25 protein-coding genes are annotated in these 17906 nt (G+C 50.2%); 5 read left to right on the top strand and 20 right to left on the bottom strand.

Annotation, left to right across the window (positions count from 1 at the left end):
- Window positions 1–87: 87 nt before the first annotated feature.
- Window positions 88–276: a hypothetical protein gene (locus SynPROS91_RS07105; protein ID WP_186519590.1), complete on the bottom strand. Its 189-nt coding sequence runs from the start codon at window positions 274–276 to the stop codon at window positions 88–90.
- Between the two features lie 686 nt (window positions 277–962).
- Entirely contained in the window at window positions 963–1475 is a 513-nt protein-coding gene (locus SynPROS91_RS07110) for a hypothetical protein (RefSeq protein ID WP_186515806.1), read from the bottom strand.
- A gap of 640 nt (window positions 1476–2115) precedes the next feature.
- Between SynPROS91_RS07110 and SynPROS91_RS07115 the strand changes: the two genes are divergently transcribed.
- Window positions 2116–2496, top strand: a complete 381-nt coding sequence (locus tag SynPROS91_RS07115) for a hypothetical protein (protein WP_186515807.1) — start codon at window positions 2116–2118, stop codon at window positions 2494–2496.
- 87 nt (window positions 2497–2583) lie between these two features.
- On the opposite strand, the gene SynPROS91_RS07120 is transcribed toward SynPROS91_RS07115, so the two are convergent.
- The 15 genes from SynPROS91_RS07120 to SynPROS91_RS07190 all read right to left on the bottom strand — a co-directional run bounded on the left by SynPROS91_RS07120 (window position 2584) and on the right by SynPROS91_RS07190 (window position 13688).
- Window positions 2584–2847, bottom strand: coding sequence for a 2TM domain-containing protein (locus SynPROS91_RS07120; protein ID WP_186515808.1), 264 nt, complete (start codon window positions 2845–2847; stop codon window positions 2584–2586).
- A 45-nt stretch (window positions 2848–2892) separates the two neighbouring features.
- Complete coding sequence (locus SynPROS91_RS07125) at window positions 2893–3837, bottom strand: hypothetical protein (RefSeq protein ID WP_186519592.1); 945 nt, start codon at window positions 3835–3837, stop codon at window positions 2893–2895.
- Window positions 3838–3877: 40 nt separating this feature from the next.
- Entirely contained in the window at window positions 3878–4771 is an 894-nt protein-coding gene (locus tag SynPROS91_RS07130; RefSeq protein ID WP_186515809.1) for a metal ABC transporter substrate-binding protein, read from the bottom strand.
- Window positions 4772–4819: 48 nt separating this feature from the next.
- A complete protein-coding gene (locus SynPROS91_RS07135; protein ID WP_186515810.1) occupies window positions 4820–5602 on the bottom strand; it encodes a metal ABC transporter permease in 783 nt (260 codons plus the stop codon).
- A complete protein-coding gene (locus SynPROS91_RS07140; RefSeq protein ID WP_255439663.1) occupies window positions 5595–6311 on the bottom strand; it encodes a metal ABC transporter ATP-binding protein in 717 nt (238 codons plus the stop codon). The genes SynPROS91_RS07135 and SynPROS91_RS07140 overlap by 8 nt, the downstream gene beginning before the upstream one ends.
- An 11-nt stretch (window positions 6312–6322) precedes the next feature.
- Window positions 6323–7711: a hypothetical protein gene (locus SynPROS91_RS07145; RefSeq protein WP_186515811.1), complete on the bottom strand. Its 1389-nt coding sequence runs from the start codon at window positions 7709–7711 to the stop codon at window positions 6323–6325.
- Window positions 7708–8397: a TIGR03943 family protein gene (locus SynPROS91_RS07150; RefSeq protein WP_186515812.1), complete on the bottom strand. Its 690-nt coding sequence runs from the start codon at window positions 8395–8397 to the stop codon at window positions 7708–7710. The genes SynPROS91_RS07145 and SynPROS91_RS07150 overlap by 4 nt, the downstream gene beginning before the upstream one ends.
- 4 nt (window positions 8398–8401) lie before the next feature.
- Window positions 8402–9361 carry a permease gene (locus SynPROS91_RS07155; protein ID WP_186515813.1) on the bottom strand — a complete coding sequence of 320 codons (960 nt, stop codon included), beginning with the start codon at window positions 9359–9361 and terminating at the stop codon, window positions 8402–8404.
- Window positions 9362–9376: 15 nt separating this feature from the next.
- Window positions 9377–9718 carry a c-type cytochrome gene (locus SynPROS91_RS07160; protein WP_186515814.1) on the bottom strand — a complete coding sequence of 114 codons (342 nt, stop codon included), beginning with the start codon at window positions 9716–9718 and terminating at the stop codon, window positions 9377–9379.
- Between the two features lie 166 nt (window positions 9719–9884).
- Window positions 9885–10169: a DUF3721 domain-containing protein gene (locus SynPROS91_RS12215; RefSeq protein ID WP_255439665.1), complete on the bottom strand. Its 285-nt coding sequence runs from the start codon at window positions 10167–10169 to the stop codon at window positions 9885–9887.
- 139 nt (window positions 10170–10308) lie between these two features.
- On the bottom strand, window positions 10309–11172 hold the full coding sequence (locus SynPROS91_RS07170; RefSeq protein ID WP_186519597.1) for a metal ABC transporter permease: 864 nt from the start codon (window positions 11170–11172) through the stop codon (window positions 10309–10311).
- A complete protein-coding gene (locus SynPROS91_RS07175; protein WP_186515815.1) occupies window positions 11172–11924 on the bottom strand; it encodes a metal ABC transporter ATP-binding protein in 753 nt (250 codons plus the stop codon). The genes SynPROS91_RS07170 and SynPROS91_RS07175 overlap by 1 nt, the downstream gene beginning before the upstream one ends.
- 14 nt (window positions 11925–11938) lie before the next feature.
- Complete coding sequence (locus tag SynPROS91_RS07180; RefSeq protein WP_370586800.1) at window positions 11939–12835, bottom strand: metal ABC transporter substrate-binding protein; 897 nt, start codon at window positions 12833–12835, stop codon at window positions 11939–11941.
- 117 nt (window positions 12836–12952) lie between these two features.
- Window positions 12953–13111: a DUF2256 domain-containing protein gene (locus tag SynPROS91_RS07185; protein WP_186515817.1), complete on the bottom strand. Its 159-nt coding sequence runs from the start codon at window positions 13109–13111 to the stop codon at window positions 12953–12955.
- 340 nt (window positions 13112–13451) lie between these two features.
- Window positions 13452–13688: a hypothetical protein gene (locus tag SynPROS91_RS07190; protein ID WP_370586754.1), complete on the bottom strand. Its 237-nt coding sequence runs from the start codon at window positions 13686–13688 to the stop codon at window positions 13452–13454.
- Between the two features lie 137 nt (window positions 13689–13825).
- On the opposite strand from SynPROS91_RS07190, the gene SynPROS91_RS07195 reads away from it, so the two are divergent.
- Window positions 13826–13984, top strand: a complete 159-nt coding sequence (locus tag SynPROS91_RS07195; RefSeq protein WP_186515818.1) for a hypothetical protein — start codon at window positions 13826–13828, stop codon at window positions 13982–13984.
- 201 nt (window positions 13985–14185) lie between these two features.
- Here SynPROS91_RS07195 and SynPROS91_RS07200 read toward each other — a convergent pair whose 3' ends face one another.
- The 3 genes from SynPROS91_RS07200 to SynPROS91_RS07210 form a co-directional block, all read right to left on the bottom strand.
- Entirely contained in the window at window positions 14186–14539 is a 354-nt protein-coding gene (locus SynPROS91_RS07200; RefSeq protein WP_186515819.1) for a hypothetical protein, read from the bottom strand.
- Window positions 14540–14560: 21 nt separating this feature from the next.
- A complete protein-coding gene (locus SynPROS91_RS07205) occupies window positions 14561–14731 on the bottom strand; it encodes a hypothetical protein (RefSeq protein WP_255439667.1) in 171 nt (56 codons plus the stop codon).
- Between the two features lie 104 nt (window positions 14732–14835).
- Window positions 14836–15231 (bottom strand): hypothetical protein, encoded by a 396-nt coding sequence (locus tag SynPROS91_RS07210; RefSeq protein ID WP_370586755.1) that lies wholly within the window; start codon window positions 15229–15231, stop codon window positions 14836–14838.
- A 69-nt stretch (window positions 15232–15300) separates the two neighbouring features.
- On the opposite strand from SynPROS91_RS07210, the gene SynPROS91_RS07215 reads away from it, so the two are divergent.
- From SynPROS91_RS07215 to SynPROS91_RS07225, 3 genes are all read left to right on the top strand, one after another.
- Complete coding sequence (locus SynPROS91_RS07215) at window positions 15301–15597, top strand: hypothetical protein (RefSeq protein WP_186515820.1); 297 nt, start codon at window positions 15301–15303, stop codon at window positions 15595–15597.
- Window positions 15597–16388 carry a DUF924 family protein gene (locus SynPROS91_RS07220; protein WP_186515821.1) on the top strand — a complete coding sequence of 264 codons (792 nt, stop codon included), beginning with the start codon at window positions 15597–15599 and terminating at the stop codon, window positions 16386–16388. The genes SynPROS91_RS07215 and SynPROS91_RS07220 overlap by 1 nt, the downstream gene beginning before the upstream one ends.
- 247 nt (window positions 16389–16635) lie before the next feature.
- Complete coding sequence (locus tag SynPROS91_RS07225; protein ID WP_186515822.1) at window positions 16636–17859, top strand: glycosyltransferase family 2 protein; 1224 nt, start codon at window positions 16636–16638, stop codon at window positions 17857–17859.
- Window positions 17860–17906: the final 47 nt, after the last annotated feature.

Consider the following 17906-nt stretch of genomic DNA (forward strand, 5'->3'; position numbering starts at 1 on the left):
TAAAATAGCTCCAAGTAACAAATATTCCTCAAAATAGCGGGACAATACCAAAAAAGCTTCACAAAATCATATCACTAAGTTTAATATTTACTTCTCTCTAAACTGCTGCTTCTCATGAAGCAACTCGGTTTCTAATTGATGAATCAACTTCGTAACAAGCGCCTGAAACTCAGGTTGACATCCACGAAACGCTGCTTTATGACGAATCGGCTCGTTTCGCGTTCTTAGATCCGTCAGCATTAGCTGCAAGGCATCAATTTTTGCTGAAAAATTCATGGCTGAGTGGGTCTCATCAAAAGAGGCTATGACACCGTTGGTACCTTGAGAAGCATTTGTAACCGAAGCATTGGAACTTGTCCTAGCAAAAGCGAAAACCATTCAACAAAGGATCAAAGAGCGCTAAATCTCAAGAGCCAAGATCTAATGACGGAATACACGAACAAAAGGCCAGGATTAAACAATCGAGATAGCTATCAAACGCCCTTTGGTTTATCGACAAATCAGCGATTTAGAATAGTATAATCATAAAGTACTAGACATACCCTGCAGGGATAATAATTTAAGGAGAAACCTGTCAATGCCCATCCGAAGTTGCCCGCGCTGTGGATCAACCTCCATCAGAGCTGATCGTTCACTCGGTGGACGCTTGGTATGCATGAACTGTGGTGCATCAGTCGGTCAAGGACAAAGCACACGAACGAATCAAAATTCACTTCGCCAAGGGAATCGACAATGGATATGGTGGGCCATTGGACTTGGCACACTGCTAATTGTGATTGTCATTCAATCAAGTTAACTTCGTTCATCAAAAATAAATCAGCAATTAAAGATTACAATGATCAATGAAGACACAAGCCGCTCTTCAGTCACATACATTATAATAATCAGAATTAACGATAATCCATCAACCAAATCAGGCCATATCTCCTAAGGGAAGCTATTAATTTAGTTGAACAAGAAAATCAATGGGCGGTAAAATATCTCCAAGGGATACCAAATGTCGCTAGTGCATGACCATTGTCACCCGAATCTGTAGGGAATACCGCTGCAATTGCCAACTCATCGTCCTCAAAGCATGTCCTAGATTTGACAACAAAATTGGCTAAATCATCAGCACCCCACATCAAAGTTCCCGCTTTTCTTTCTTCTTGATAATCAGCAAAAACATCTGCAAATTCTTTTCCATCCTGACCATTGAGCATTTCATCAATAGCAGCATCAGAGCCACGATCAGGATAAATATTAAACAATTGACGGATTAAGGGGTGATCGATTTTGGTAGAAACACGCAAAACATTTCCTAAGCTGCCAACAGACGATTGCATTAACACTGGTGGCTCATGTCGAGCATCAATGACAGCGACTGGAAGGTTGAAATCCCATACCAGGCGTTCTCTCACATCAGCGGCTATCACTGTCAGTGGTTCAGACAACTGCTCCACCAATCGTTTGACGCGGTCTTCTGAAATAGTCATGCATACAAAATAACGGTTAGCAACGACTGCTGCTAAGACTCCATCAAGTTGAGAAAAGCAAAAAAGATTCCAAAAGAACCTCCAAAGCTAATACCCTTAACAACTATTATTAAGCGGCAGAACCATATAGACGCAGAATTAGCACAAAGGCTAAGGATTGAATAAGCCCAAAATTGTAAACAAGTCTAAAATGGCAACTTTTTTTAAATTAAACAATTGAATCTGCATACATCCACATGGCTGTCATCACTCCCACAGCAATTGTGATCATCAGTACACTCATGCTGATGGTATTAAAACGAATTCGCCTTTGAATTTCTGCCATAATTTTCATGCTGTGAGCTGTGATGAGAATACGACAAATAAAAGATTGCGACGAGTTCTTATTATTCCTTCGTGAAAGAGTTAACTCAATACATCCTTTCCTATCAAAAAACCAGTGAGGCCAAGGAATCTCAAGGATTGCAAGCCAGGCCGTATCAGACGAAAATTTGAGGAAAAATCTGGATCCATTGAGCAGCGAACTCAAAAAAAACCGGCTCAGTGAAGCCGGGAACCACGAAAACGAGTTCTGACTCATCGCAAAGGCCCATGGTATGGAATCAATCGTCTGTAGAATTCGCCAAGCGAAGTTAAGGGGATGAAGAGTCTCATCCATAAAAAGCAGGCTCTCATTAGTGCGCTGCTGGCAGGATTAACACTGCTAAACCCTTCAACTGCAGACGAACAAAAGACCCAAAATTCGATTAATGTTGAAACATCAGAAGAGATAAGCAAGATCTCAATTAAAAAAGTACGGAGCTTGGGAGATCAAGAATTTTCCTATCAAAACTCAGATAACAATATTATCCTTGTAAAATGTAATGCAGACAAGATCTCAGTAAAATATTGGTATGTATCTGAGATTGATAGTACTAGCACGCAAGAGGCTACAAAAAAGATGCGGTGGCACAGTGCAATCCCCAACTCCCAAGTACAACAAGAGAGCAAATTTGTATGTGATTCCAACCTAAATCATTGAAAAATATGGCGCATGACGAGATGATCAGGCAGATATGTTTTGCTTAAATGACACCTTAATCAGATCTCGCAGAGATGGAACTCAGTTTCAGATTCTCTCGATCTCTCGATTGATCTCCTCTTCACTAAATGAGTGACGATGAGGATGAGTGATCTTCCATCCTTGGATTAAAAGGGCGCCCCCCCAGCCGAAGAGAGGATAGATCGGCCAGAAGAAGCCAAATCCTGTTAAAGCCCAAACCACAATCAAGAGACCATTCACCCATAGGTAATTAATCACTTGATGGCGATAGGCCCTCTTGCGGCTGAGACGGCTAATGGCATGACGCCTTGATTGTTCGTCGATCGTCATCTTGCTATAGAGAACACTTATTTATCTCTATAGCAAGAAGTCCCCTTAAAAACTAAAAGTCACACCCGTTCCTACATGATGACTCCAACCCTTACCCCAGCCTGTTCCTCCAGCGGTGCTGTAGATGGGCTTCCAATGGCCAAACAAAGCCACATTTTCTGAAAGAGGATATTCCATCCCGAACTCACCACCCCAATCTGTCCTTTGAGAGAGTCCAGAATATGAACCAGGTGAGTAGAACCGAGGTCCTCCAGTGAGAGTCACGTTGAGCTGATCAACAAAAAAGCCGAATCCAAGCCAAGGATCAGTGTAATTACCCAAGTATGTGCCTTGAGTATCCCAGCCAGTTCGATTTTCAACAGAAACAAAAATGCCGTCAATAACGGATTCCAGTCCGTCACCCAAAGCGAAGTTCACATCACCATCACCAAAGGCATAGACGACGGTAGCTCCAACTTCATTTTTCATACCAACGTTTGATTCTGCACTACCAATCTCAAAGTAAGGCATCCACTTCGCTGATATGGACAACCGATCATTGGGCTGATAACGAGCTTGTATAAACCCTTTCATATCTGTTTTTTTCCATTTAGTGCCCTTTTCATGTGCATGCTCTTCCTCTTCATGATCATGACCTTCCTCTTCAACATGAATTGCACCATAGAAATGTTCAGACTCTCCCCAAACAAATGCAGGACCAAAGGAAGCCTCGATCGCAAAGGAACCTTCATTCTCTAGTCCCCATTCCATAACCATTCCGAACATGCCGTCAATGGCGTAATGCTGGGGACGATTTTCCAAATTATTCTCAAAACCGCCATGACCCTCAAGGGTGATTATGGGGCTTAATTTGAATTCGCCCGGTTGCAACTGCTCTCCACCACCTCCATGTGATCCATGAGCTCGAACAGGTTGAGAAGCAAGATCGCCCCCAAGCAAAAGTCCGGCAACAGCACCACCTTGAAGGACTCGACGAAAAATTGAATTCATGACAATAACAAATAGTTGGAAAAGAAGATAGAAAGAGTTACTAAATAGCGGACCAACGCTTCTGAAGTTGAGAAGCTGATTCCTGATCGCAACTACCGCCTTGAGCATTCACGAAAATGCAAACATTGCTCGTCGCTGTTTGCACCAAGCTTTTCCCTGGTGCCTGACCATCACCAAAAGGCACTTGCTTGGCAATGGGAACCCCGCTACTGCGACTAATCCTTCGCATCGTTTTAGAAGGAGGAAGTGACTCTGGGAAGATGGCCTTACTTCCAGATGCTTTGATCGACTTGCTGATCGCAGACAAGCTCGAAGGACGCAATGTTCCTCCCGTGGTGTAGTCATCAAGAACGGGAAGTTCACGAACGCCGTAACGCTTAGCCAAGAAGTCATAAGTGCGGTGACCGGTCACAACCACACGCTGATTTTCGGGAACAGTTGCGACTTGTTGACCAATCCAACTTCCAAGTGAGGCAAGAACACGATCAGCTTTTGCCCGGCGTTGATCAATTGCAGCATCTCCATTGGCATCAAACAGAGGCTTCAAGCTGGATGCAACGGTGTTAGCCATTGCAATCACATTGGCTGGGTCATGCCAAATGTGGGGGTCTTTTGCAGAGTTGTTGGGGACAGCAATATTTCCAACCTTTACAACGGTGCCTGGGGTTCTGATCTTGTTTAACGCCGGCGTGAGGTTATACCCGTTCAAGAGCACAATTTTTGCTTTCGCAAGAGTTTGACGATCAGCTGGGCGCAATGCCATGGAGTGCGGATCTGTGCCCGGCTTGATCAAGCAGATCACATTTGCTTGATTTCCCACCAAAGTGCGCGTGAGATCGCAAAGAATCCCATCGGCAGCAACCACGGTGGGAGTTGCCGTGTTGGCTGCCGCCAGCAGAACACTTGAAAACAGTAAAGAAGCAGGCAGGGGCACTTAAGAAAGGTGAAGTTTCAGAAATGATAATCATTCTCAAATTTTTGTCTAGGTACTTCTTCCTGCTAGTGGGCAAAGCAACACAACACATGCCACCCCGATCAAAGGTCCTGGGGGGAGATTGAGAGGCAAAGCCAAAAGGAAACCACCGCCACTGAGGGCCAAACCCACAAAAGCGGCCTGAATCATTGCGGCGCGAAGGCTTTTCACTCGATGTAGCCCTGGAAGAACCGGGGCACACAGCAAGCCAATGACCAAAATCACTCCCACTGCTGCCATGGCACTGACGATGACCGCAGCCGTTACCGCAGATAGGGCAAGACGTAGACCTCGCACCGGCAGTCCCGCCGAGGCAGCCCCCTCTGGATCAACACCCAAATAAACAAGCTCCCGGTAGCGAGTGCCAAGAAGCCAGGCCACCGCAAGACAAGCAACCAAAACCCGGCCTATATCAAGCCAACCCACCGTGAGCAAATCACCAAACAGCAAGGCCTCAAGATCCAGGCGCAAACCCAGCAAAGGGATCATCAAAACGCCCAGCCCAAGGAAACCAGCAAGCACGGTATTGATCACAGCTTCCTCATTCAGTTTTGAGCTGCGCTGCAATCGTTCCGCCAATAAGGAACCAAGAATGCCGCTGATCACGCCCCCCAAGGCTGGGTCAAAACCAAAGGCAACGGATAACGCCAATCCTGGAAGCACGGCATGGGAAATGAGGTTGGCCTGAAGCACCCGTCGCTGGGTCACTAACAGAGTTCCCATCACAGGACACAAAATCCCCACCAAAAGTGCCATCAACAGAGGCAACAACCAAAAAACGATTTCATCCACAGTGATGATTCCCCGGATTGACCAAACCTTTAAGAGAGCGTCTCACCTCTGCAGGAGGGCCATCAGCAAGAACACGCCGATCCACCACAATGACGCGGTCATAGGAATCAAGCGCCTCACCCCAGTCATGACTGCTCACCAGCAAGGTATGACCGGCATCAGCCAACTGACGCATCAGCAATAACAACTGATCACGAGAGGGCGGATCGATCGCTGCACAGGGTTCATCAAGAAGAAGCATGCGAGAGGGTTGCACCAGAGAACGAGCAAGCAAGGCTCGTTGCTGCTGTCCACCTGAAAGTGCATCGAGGCGTCTGTTTGCAAGATCGGCAAGCCCAACACGTTGGAGTGCAGCCTCTCGATCGCAACATCCAAAAGAACGGCCATTCATGGATCCAAGATCCACGAGATCACTCACGCTGATGGGGAACGACCAATCAATCCGACTGCGCTGAGGCATTAACGCCACCCGTTCACGACAAGTCTCGATCAAGTCGCCATCGCAATAAACCGAGCCACTTGACGGACGTAATTGCCCCTTAAGCACACGCAGCAGAGTGGATTTACCGGCTCCATTTGCACCAACTAGAGCAGTCAATGTGCCTGATTGCAGCGACAGCGAGACATTTTCCAACACAACGCTATCGCCATATTGAACATTCACATCCCTTGCTCTGAGAACTGGCTCTTCCAAAAATCGAAACGTCAAGTTGACTCAACCTATCGACGAACCTTAGAAAATTCATCCAATTCGCCACCTGAAGGCAACCATCGCGCCAACACAACCTGAGGCTTAAGAAGCTCAAACTCAAGGCTGTCGCCATCAATTAGGGCGGCTCGGCGTTTCGCACCATCACCATCTGTCATCACCGTAAGAAGACGATTCGTGGCGGGATCCACATCAAGCACCGCTCCTGAAGCTAAATACCATTTAGGAAAAAATCTCCGCTTGAGAACTGATCCAGAGCTGTTCAGAAGCAGGAGTTCATCCCGAAGAGTTGGTGATGCATTACGCAGAACAATCCAAATCTTTTCTCCCCGGTTGTCGCAGGCCGCTGCCATCACCCCTGCCTCCCCCAACCAAACCTGCCGTGGGATCTGTCCGGGAATAACGAGCTCAATCGACCGTCGATAATCAGGCCAGTTCCTCAACAACACAGCGCGACCGGAGCCAGAGCAAAACGACTTGAGCTCCCTGCTGCCAGGGAGGCTTTGCAGAGAATTCCCTTGTCGATCAGGATTCATTGGTAGAAGATCAAGACCGTTGTAAGAAGGAACAACCATTCCGCTTCCATCAGGAAGAAGACGAATTGCGCCTGCAACCTCGAGGTTGAGATCACGTCGCTTGGCATCAACCGAACGAATCCAGGTTCGATCGCTACCAACTTCAATTCCACCAACTTGCACAAGTAATTCCCCGCGCTGATTGCTACTTAAGTGAGCAAATAAAAGTGACCCAGACGCCAATGATTGGATGGCAGCTGGCAAAGGTTCAGCTAATCCTTGAGCTTGATCGCTGATCGCCCGAGGGGTGAGCTTGCGAAGCAACACCTCCAGCTGGGAAGGATCGTTATCGGTCACGAAGGCAACACCCTCTCCATTGCCAAGCGGCTCAAGCTGAAGAATGCGCTGCTCAACAGAAGACAACGGCAACCAACTGCCATCCCTACGACGCAATTTCAACTGCTCTCCCTCCTTCTCCACCACCACTGCAACGAGAGTGGAACGAGGGTCCCACCAAAGCGAGCGGTTAGGCAGTGCAAGCCCCCGTTGATCATCACCAGCAAGAACAAGCCTCTGGGGCGAACGGATCAGGGCACCAGGATCGAGAAGCAAGCGGAACTGATTCTGTTGACCAAACCACTGATGGGGCTGATGGGGAACTAAACGACTGTTTTCAGCCACCGACTTGCGGTTCATCGAACGACTGAAACGAACGTCAAGTGCTGCAGCGCCTGAACGAATCGATTGAATCGCGACGGATCGCAAACGCGGGGGACGACGCAACAAAATTTGCTGCTGAACCAAAGCGACAAGGCCCAAGCCGATCAAAGCGACGCTTAAGAGTCGAACCTTGCCCGTCGATGAGCCAAAACCCTTTGAGCTCATGGTTCCAGAGGCCGTTCAGGCCTCGGGATGGATTGAATTGTGGTGGGTTTCACCACATTGATCAGCAGTCCATCCTTGGTTTGTGATGTCATCGTTCCCTCGACAGCCAGCCATTCATCCGGCTTCGGATCCGCGTTTGCAGGCCAATCAATGGGTAGGCCAGCAGGGGTGGCATCAGCCAGACAACACCGCACCGTGAGACGGGCGAGCTGGGGTTGCATCCCAGGGCGTTGAAGCACAAAACCACTAATACGCACGGGATCACCTGCATGCAAATTGGGGTCGGGTTGACTGCGCAGCAGCCGCACCCATTCCGTCAACGTGCGTTGTTCCGGCGGAAGAAAAAAACTCAATCGCGGCGCCTCAGGCAAGGCTTCGCTGCGATTCGCAGCCAAATCACTGAAGGAGGGTGCTGGGGGAAACAGCAAAACCAACAAGGCCACCGCAACCGAAACCAGCCAACTCAAAGGATTTAAGGGAGTTTTCAAGCGTGGGGCAGAGCGAAGCTGTACTGCGCCGAGCACCATCAGAACAACTCCTGCAATCGCAACCACCGGATGGAAAACCGCATTTAGCAGCAGATCCAAACGAGCAGACACGCTGCTCCAAACCAACAACCATCCCCAAAGCAGCAAAACAAGGGGGGGTAGGTATCGCGCTTGTCGAATCCGGTTCAGACGTGGCATCGCGTTAGAGCAGAACAAGATTGACCCACTGCCCGATCAAGAGAACGAGCAACGATGCTGCGACTGCGGTGATGGCAATGGCTCGCGTTGAAAGAAGCACAGTGAACAAGCCAGCAAGCTTGAGATCCACCACTGGACCGAGAAGCAAAAATGCCAACAAGGCACCAGGCGTGACCTGAGCTGCAAAGCCAAGCGCAAGAAACGCATCAACGCTGGAACAAACCGAGACCACAAGAGCCAAGAGCATCAGAGCGAGCACCGAAACGGTGGGGCCAGAGCCCAAAGCCAACAGCCAACTGCGCGGCAACCAGGTTTGCACCGCAGCGGCGAGCGCACAGCCAAACACGAGCAAGGTGAGCAGGCTCAAAAATTCACGCGTGCTGTGTTGGAGCAGCTCCGCAGGTCGGAGCGGAACCTCCTCCAGCCGACGTTCAGAAGCATTGAAGTCCACACCAACCAGCCCACTGCGACGTTCAAGCAGTCCCACCCGAGAGAGGGGTTGACTCAGTCTTCGCTCCTCGAGCAGGGCAGACGCCAACAAGCTCGACTCAGGCAACAACCCCAGCAGTGCGCTGAGCGCGATCGCAATCAGAAAAGCTCCAATGGGTCGACCCCAAAGCAACCAGGTCTGATCAGGAAAGGCGGCCCAAGTGCTCGCTAACACGATCGGATTAAGAACCGGCGCTGCAAACAAAAAACCAAAGCCAGTCCCCAATGGCGCTCCGCTTGCAAGCAGACGTCTCGCGACTGGAACATTCCCACATTCACAGGCCGGCAACGCGAAACCAAGCAAGGCTCCAACAACTGGTGCAAGCAGGGGGTGGCGAGGCAGACGTTTAATCCATGTGGACTGGGGGACAAGCCATCTCGCCAAGCCAGCAATCGAAACGCCCAAAAGCAAAAAAGGAAGCGCTTCGATTAACAGGCCTTGAAAAATGGCCCAGCCAGTGGCGAAGCGTGTCATCAAGCGTTGAAGCTGTTAACTCCAGCCATGGCTGGCTTGATCTTCAACGTAGGCCGCAACATCCGCAATTTCATTCTCACTCAGCACATCCAGGAATGCAGGCATCGCGTTACGCCCGTAGGTCACCTGAGCCACGATTCCGGTCTCATGACCAGTCAAGTAGTTGGGGAGAAACGACTCAAGGTCGGCCTGCCGCAACGTGCGCTCACTTTTCACGATATTTCCACCGCCGGCATGGCATGCAGCGCAATTGGTATTAAAAATCTGACCACCTCTCACGGTGTCAGAAGCCATCGCACGCATGGGCATGCTCAAGACCAGCAACAAGGCAAAAACAGCTGATAGCAAAAAACGCATTGGTGCCCCAGATCAATTTTCACCATTCTCAGTAGATCTGAAGCAGCGGTGGTGACCTTGCTGCAGATCGTTATGGAATGAATCTGCGAGTGGTTCAACCATCAGTTCAGCCCAGAGTGCAGCCCAAAAAGGAAGCGAGGCCATGGCGAACGTCGGTTCCAATCATTCAGTGTCCTGCACTAGAGCCATGGTTATGAGCGTTGCAAGGCATCCATTTCGCCCCCATCTGATGGGCCCCCTTGCAGTTGAACAAAGCTGCTGCCTTCTCGGCTTCTGCCTTGGTGTCATACATCGCTTTGATGGGCTCAGTGCCAACGTTTGATGCGGAAGGCTCCATCTCCATCGACAGCAGTGTTCCGCTGTGGTCAGAACCAATCTCGTGATGAGCGATTGCAGGAGTCATCAAAGCCAGCAAGCTCAAAAGCAGTCCAGCGGATGGGGAGAGACGCATCTCAGATTTGATTGCAATCAATTGAGTTTAATGCATGAGGCCTCGCTAGACCGCTGCGCTATTTAACAAGCCGCAAATGATGCTGAAGTGTGATGCAGAACGATCCCACCGTTTCAATCCAAAGCGTCAAAGCCGGATCTCATCGCTTGGGCAAGGTTGAAATGGGCAGCGACGATGCGAATCGATGGCGCAAGATCCCGTGCCTAGGAGCAAAGAGGAAAGCAATCACAAACAAACCTGTCTGTACAAGAACGATGCAACCGGCGGTTGAACTATCGGTCCAATAACTTGTGTACACCCCAAGGAGGCTGGAAAGAATGCTGCTGCCAATCGCCAACCAACTCATTCGATCAAAGCGATCAGTGAGTAAGTAAGCGGTAGCGCCAGGCGTGACGAGCATGGCAACCACCAAAATGATGCCTACCGTTTGCAATCCAGCAACTGCAGCAAGAGAGAGTACGGAGAGAAGGAGATAGTGAAGAAAACCAGTATTGATTCCAATCGAGCGTGCATGCGTGGGGTCAAAACAAAACAACAACAGATCACGACGAAACAACAAAAGAACAGCCGTTACAAGAGCTGAGATCAGCACCGTTTGTTGAATATCAGCAATAGAGATACCAAGCACATTGCCAAAAAGAATATGAGTGAGATCAATATTGCTACGCGTCTTGGAGACCAAAACCAGTCCTAGAGCGAAGAAACCCGTAAAAACAAGGCCAATCACCGTATCTTCTTTGATTCGGGATTTCTGCTTTACGAAGCCAATCGTGGCGACTGATCCCACACCAAACACAAAAGCCCCAACCGAAAAAGGCAGCCCAATGGCATAGGCCAGGATGACTCCTGGCAACACGGAATGAGACACCGCATCACCCATCAGAGCCCAGCCCTTAAGGGTCATGTAGCAAGAGAGGAGACCGCAAACGCCACCAACGGTGGCGCTGATTAGCAGAGCCCGCACCATAAAGGCGTGCTGAAGAGGCTCGAGCAAAAATGTGATCAAGCGTCCTCCAATGAACTATTTCCTGTCAATAAGTCCGGAGGGAGGCCCCCAAAGGCCAAAGAAAGATTTTCCGGAGTAAACACCTCCGAGGTTTCACCGTAAGCCAAAACCGTTTTATTGATCAGAACCGTGAGATCGCAGAAATCTCTGACATGACTGAGATCATGCGTTGAAATCAAAATGGTGCGTCCTTCCTTACGCAACTGAAAAAACAACTCTGCCATCAACTTCTCTGTACGAACGTCCACGCCATTGAAGGGTTCGTCCAACAACAAAACCGATGCGCGCTGTGCAATGGCTCTTGCCAAAAATGTCCGTTTACGTTGACCTCCAGAGAGAGCAGCGATCGGACGATCCCTGAGATCAAGAAGCTCAACGCGCTCAAGGGCATCGCGAACCGCAACCCTGTCTGACTGCCGTGGAATCCGGAGCACATTCATGGCTCCATAGCGGCCCATCATCACCACATCCCAAACAGAGACGGGGAAATCGCAATCGATCCCTTCACTCTGAGGCACATAGGCAACAGCTTGATCTCGCTGAGCCCGGGCAACACTGCGACCGTTGATTCTGATATGTCCGCGTGAGGGGCGAATAAAACCAGTCAGAGCCTTAAAAAGGGTCGACTTACCGGACCCATTCATCCCCACCAATCCACAGATGCATCCCGAAGGCAGATGAAGAGAAGCGTCGTAGAGGGCAACTGTGCCGTTGTAGTCAACACAGATCTGATCTGCCTCGATCCGCATCAATTCACTCCGGGTCATGAGGACTTTTCGGCGGAAGCAGCCAATCCCTGCCTAATAAGTTTCACATTGTGGCGTTGAAGGTCGAGCAGAGTTGGTGCAGGACCGTTGCGTTTTGATAAAGAGTCCACATAGAAGCTGCCACCAAAACGAGCTCCCGATGCACGAGCCACCTCTCGTTGGGCTTTATCACTCACTGTTGTTTCACAAAACACCGCAGGGACCTGATCCTTCTTCACACGCTCGATTAAACGAGCCATACGTCTTGGAGTGATCTGGCTTTCAGCATTAACCGGCCACAAATACGCCTCATCAAATCCATAATCTTGCGCTAGATAAGAGAAAGCCCCTTCACAGCTAACAAGAACACGTTGTTTTTGAGGAATGACAGCAAGGAGATTGCGTAACTCAGCATCCAAGTTTTCCAACTGCAGCTTGTAGCTGTTGCCATTGTTGCGATACAACTGGGCCCCGTCTGGATCAAGTTCAGAAAACGCATCCACGAGTCGATCCACATATCCCTGAGCTCTCAGAGGTGACATCCAGGCATGGGGATTGGGCTTACCGGCGTAGACATCACCCTCAATAAGCAACGGCTGCATCCCCTCAGTGAGGCTGACAGTGGGCACATCACCAGCAGATTGAACAAAGCGGCGAGCCCAAAGCTCCAAACCCAACCCGTTTTCAACAATTAAATCTGCGCCTGAGGCTTGCTCTAAATCCCGAGGTGAAGGCTCATATCCATGAATTTCTGCACCCGGCTTGGTAATCGATCTAACTTGCAAACGATCACCAGCCACCTGACGAGCCATATCAGCGAGGATCGTGAATGTTGTTAAAACAACTGGGCGATGATCTGAACTATTTCCTGATTTATTAGACAAAGTAACTTTACTTGAGCAGGCAACAGCTATAGGCAAAGCGATAACGACTGTCGTCACCTGACGCAAAATGCGCCTTCTCAATCTCCTTGTCGAAAAGATGCTATTGATTTTCAAAATCGTTAAATCTGTGATGGGAAGCACATCGGTTCATGAGAAGGGTTTTGCTGCACTTGTTCCACTCCGGCGCCTGCAGCGTTCAGAGCAGTAACGCACCTCGTCCCAAACATCTTTCCATTTACGACGCCATTGGAATGGGCGACCACAAACAACACATATTTTTGTAGGACGATTCAGTGATGGCGTCATCAGATAAAACACCCCTAAGAATCAGCTGATCAGGCTTAGAGAACCTCCGCATTTCCAGTATAAGACTAGAGATGCTTGATTGAGCCTGATTGAATGATCAACGGGATCAGCAGGTCATATTGATTTAATTTCAACCAAACCGTTACAACCAACAACAAATCTGTCAAAGTAGTGTCTTAAAAAACTTTTATTCTCAACACTTTTGTCTATAAATACTGTTACCTAAGCTTTCTTGTGATTCAGTGAATTAAAAAGTTATTGCCAAATGATTCATGGGATTCATCAAAGTCATACCGCGAATCAAGGGATCAGGAAGAGGCTCATTCTTGATGAGCAAGCATCAGTCGCTTTCAGCTTGATCTGTCCAGCGTCGCTCAACTTGAATAAACAGGAACCAGGCCAACGTCGCTCCTGCTCCCGCCATCCATTCGGAGCGCAGCAACGCAATCAATGCCAAAGTGCTTGCCCCGATTCGCAATGCTCTTAGGCCAAAACGGCTGTATTGACGCAATCGATCATCCATACGCGAAAGCAACAAGCATCGGAGTTCAAACAAACGCAGCAACGGGCGGGCCAAGCAAAACCTGCACGGCTAAAGCTGAACAAAGGAGCGGAAAGCTGCTGCCATCGCTGAGCTGAGGAGAACCGAACGAAAACTTGCACGCAGTCGCCGACTCAGACGCATAGCTTTACAGAACTACATATCCATGCGTCATGGTCGAGCTTTACCTGGATGCAACCTTGCACAACCAGATCACTGTTGAGCATTATCGCGAGGTTTTGCTGAATCGCGGATTAGACGAACAGGATCAAAAGCTGAGGAGCAATCTTCTGAAACGCGTTGAAGCCGGAACGATTCAGCTGTCATCCTGACGGATCTGGTCAGAATGGTCCCATGTTTCAAACGAATGATCCGCGCTTCTGGAAAGCGGTTGCTGGAATCGTTTCATTGATACTGAGCTGTTCACTCGCCTGGCTGATTCTCAAGCTTTGAATCCCCTTATCAATTGCAGAGAGAAGATTCAATTAAAAGTCAATCAAGTTCAAATAAATAGTGCAACGTAAGCGCAATATCTAAAAAAGTATATTTACAGCGGTCAGCATCAAATATCCGATCATTAGCGCTGATAGAATTGCCACAACAATAAGTCCACCGCCAGCAATCAAGGCCACACGTTTGGCTGCGTCTGGAAACAACAAATAAAAACTTAGGCCTGCTGCAAGTCCCCAAAGAGGAGGAATTAGTACACAAACACCTGTGAAAACGATCAAACGCAAACGTCTCTGACGTTGCTGTTCGATCATTCTCAACGCTTCGGCCTCCTCCTCTTCCAAGGCCAAACGCTCGTCATCACTCAGCCAACGTCCGAACTGTTGTGCTTGCTTGAACTCACGTTCAAGCTTGTCCGTGCTGGAAGAAGGATCCATATCCCCAAGTTATCGCCGTTCTTAACGGGGACTGCGCTCCCATGCCCGTTCAAGTGACTCTCTCATCGCTTTGCTAGAGGGCTCAGCCAATCCATTGTTTCGACGAAAGGCTGCTGTGATCCGCCAGAAACGTTTTGCGCAAGCAATCGCGACGACGAACCAAGCCAACAAGATCCAGGCAGAACCGTGCACGACAAACTTGTGAATACCTCCATGATGGTGGCTGTAGGGATTTCGGCGATGAACGGCAAGCTCGTAGTTGGTGCCATTGGACTCTTGGTGAGCGCAGTCGCGATCTATGAATTCCTGTTGTTGAGAGGGTTAGCACCCTCCACCTGAGCCTCACAGGCATAGGTTTCAATCGACGCTTTCCTTTGGCGGAATTCAGGATGATCCGCATCCTCCACCCGCCACCACCAACGCCCATCGGTGTAGCTGGGTGGACCAGCATTGTTGGTGCGTGGAAGTTGCAGGCTGAGGTCTCTCCAATGGAGCAGGATTCCATCGCCAGGAACCGTTCCATCAGAACTGTTCGGAATCGGTTCCAAAACAGCGCCGATCGCCTCCTGTCCCAAATTGGTTCGCTCCGCAATGAGCAGGTCTCCTTCACACCAATAGCTGTTGGCAAACACAGGAGAACATGGGGCAAGCCAAAACAAAGCCACCAAGCAAAACGAAAGCAAAGTGCGCAAGTCAGGCGAAGGCGTTCACCCCACCCAAGCACCAAACACGACAGAGTGTTGTGAAGACGCAGCGTTTTGATGTCCCCGACAAGAGATCAGGTGCTTGCCACATCCGCTGGCTGGGTGGCCGTAGTGCTGAACGTGGTGCCCGGTCTTGGGGCTGGTTATTTGTATCAGCGACGTTGGAAGGCCTACTGGATCACCTCCCTACTCGCCACAACCTGGTTTGTAATCGGAGCCGTCGTGGCTCAAAACTCCGCAGCGGAAGCTGAACCGCAAAACCAACTCGTTGGGCTGATTGGCTTGATTGGTCTTGCCGTTGTAACCAGCGCGGAAGCAGGCTTGGCTGTGAAGGCAGTGCGTCAAGACAGCTGATGGAGACCAGGCCGAATGCGGTGCTCCGCTTCTGGTTTCAAGAGTGTCGCCCGCACCAATGGTTTCGCAAAAATGCGGGCTTTGACGCCATGGTGTTGGAGCGCTTCGGCAAGCTCACGTCCTCAGCGCTGAATGGCGAACTGAGCCACTGGGAGCAGAGCAGCAGCAGCGCATTAGCGCTGGTTTTGATGATGGATCAATTCACCCGGCAGATCTGGAGACATGAACCCAGAGCATTTGCAGGCGATGCTTACGCCCTGAGGCTGACCCGCAAAGCAATCGCAGAGGGATGGCTCGCGGCAGAACCAGAGCGGGTGCGTCGCCAGTTCTGGTTGATGCCAATGCTTCACAGCGAGGAGCTGGGGGTGATCCTGGATGCGATCTCGTTCATGGAGCGCTGGAGCGATCCAGCAACAGTTGCAGTCGCCTGTCGCAACAAGACTTTGATCCAGCGCTATGGACGTTATCCCCAACGCAATGCCGCACTGGGGAGAGTCTCCACTCAAGAAGAATTGACGTTTTTAAAGGATTGGCACTCCCCTGGCAAACACAAGCGAACCCAATCTCTCGCTTGTGACCAATGCTCCAGTCACGGGCCAATTCATTACCGGGTAAAAACTGCAGCCCAACCAAACTGGCAATTTGCATGCCCCAGCTGCTGGAACAAGCTGCACCACCAGCCTGGCTATCAATACGGGGGAACGCGAAAAGCAAATCTTCGTGAACGACAACGCCGAGAAGCAACGAATCACTCATGGCTCAAAACAAGCGAATCTCCCCTGAAGACTTGAAGAGCAAGCCATGCGTCGTCAATTTGCCTCTCCATGAACAAAACGTGCATTGGGCACGTGGGATAAGGGATAAGCGTGATGGGATTGAAATCATGAGCCCCATGTTTCAGTGTTTGATCTGCAGGCAAACGATCGAACGTTCCACCCGTACCTACTGGAAACACAAGGGTCATCTGCTTTGCTCGACCTGCAAAGACAACATCGAGGTAGAAGTTGATCAAAGTAGTCAGCAGACGCCGCCCAGCTCTTGAACCTGCTCCAGATTGTGGCTTTGGTGGCAGGAGTCACAGCTCTAGCGGCCTCGATTGGATTGAGCATCCTGCTATTAGGCCTACAACGCGTGTTTGCCTCAGCTCCAACGCTCTGGCACAACAGCGATCAGGACATCACGGACACCAGTCTCAGCGTTGTGATCCCAGCCTTTAACGAGGCAAACAACATTGAGGGTTGCTTGACTCACGTGCTGATGTCTGACAAGCCTTGCTCTCAATGGGACGTGCTCGTTGTCGATGATCAGTCGAGCGACAACACAGTCAAGATTGCGGAACAAGCGATCGGCAGCTTCGCTGATGCTCACCATCCCAGTGCAGCCGTTCTCCAAGCAGGTCCTCGTCCGAAAGGAGAGCGCTGGGTAGGAAAAAACTGGGGTTGCAGCCAAGCCATGGAGCTGGTCAAAAGCGAGTGGGTGCTGTTCATCGACGCAGATGTGACCCTGGCACCCGATGCCATACGTCGAGCACTCCATCAGAGCATTCATGAGAAGGCCGATTTATTCAGCCTGGCTCCACGCTTGACCTGTGGCTGTCTCGCCGAATGGATGGTCCAACCGATCATGGCGAGTTTGTTAGGGCTTGGGTTTCCGATCCTTGAAGCCAACGACCCTGCCTCAACGGTGGCCTTTGCCGCAGGACCCTTCATGTTGTTCCGAAGGGACAGCTACAACTCCATCGGTGGGCACAGGGCCCTCGCGGGTGAAGTTGTTGAGGATCTTGCCTTAGCGCGTCGGATTAAGGAGGGAGGATTTCGCTTGCGATACGTGCTTGGAATCGATGCAGTCAACCTTCAGATGTATGCCAATCTCCAGGCTCTCTGGGAAGGCTGGAGCAAAAACTGGTTTCTCGGACTTGATCGCAGCATCAGCAAATCCCTGGGAGCTGGCGGAGTGGTGGTGTTGATGTTCACGCTGCCATGGCTGCTTTTGCCGGCCAGCCTGACGATGGCATGCCTGAGCAGCCACGATCAAATCCTGTGGCTCAGTGATGCTGGTCTCGGATTGGTCGCAATCCTGATGCAGCTCAGCGTTCGACTCTGGACCCGAGCCCGTTTTTCGGTGCCATTGCGCCATTGGTGGCTGATGGGCATAGGCGGCTTCATCATCGGGCTGATCGCACCCACATCCGTTTGGAAGAGCCTGACGGGAAGGGGCTGGACCTGGAAAGGCCGCTCCCTTGCAGAAGCGCAAGCGCGTTAGCAGCAAGAGCCATCATCCAGACAAAATGAGTGCATCTGTAGAAACCC

The sequence above is a fragment of the Synechococcus sp. PROS-9-1 genome, assembly GCF_014279775.1.
GTDB lineage: Bacteria > Cyanobacteriota > Cyanobacteriia > PCC-6307 > Cyanobiaceae > Synechococcus_C.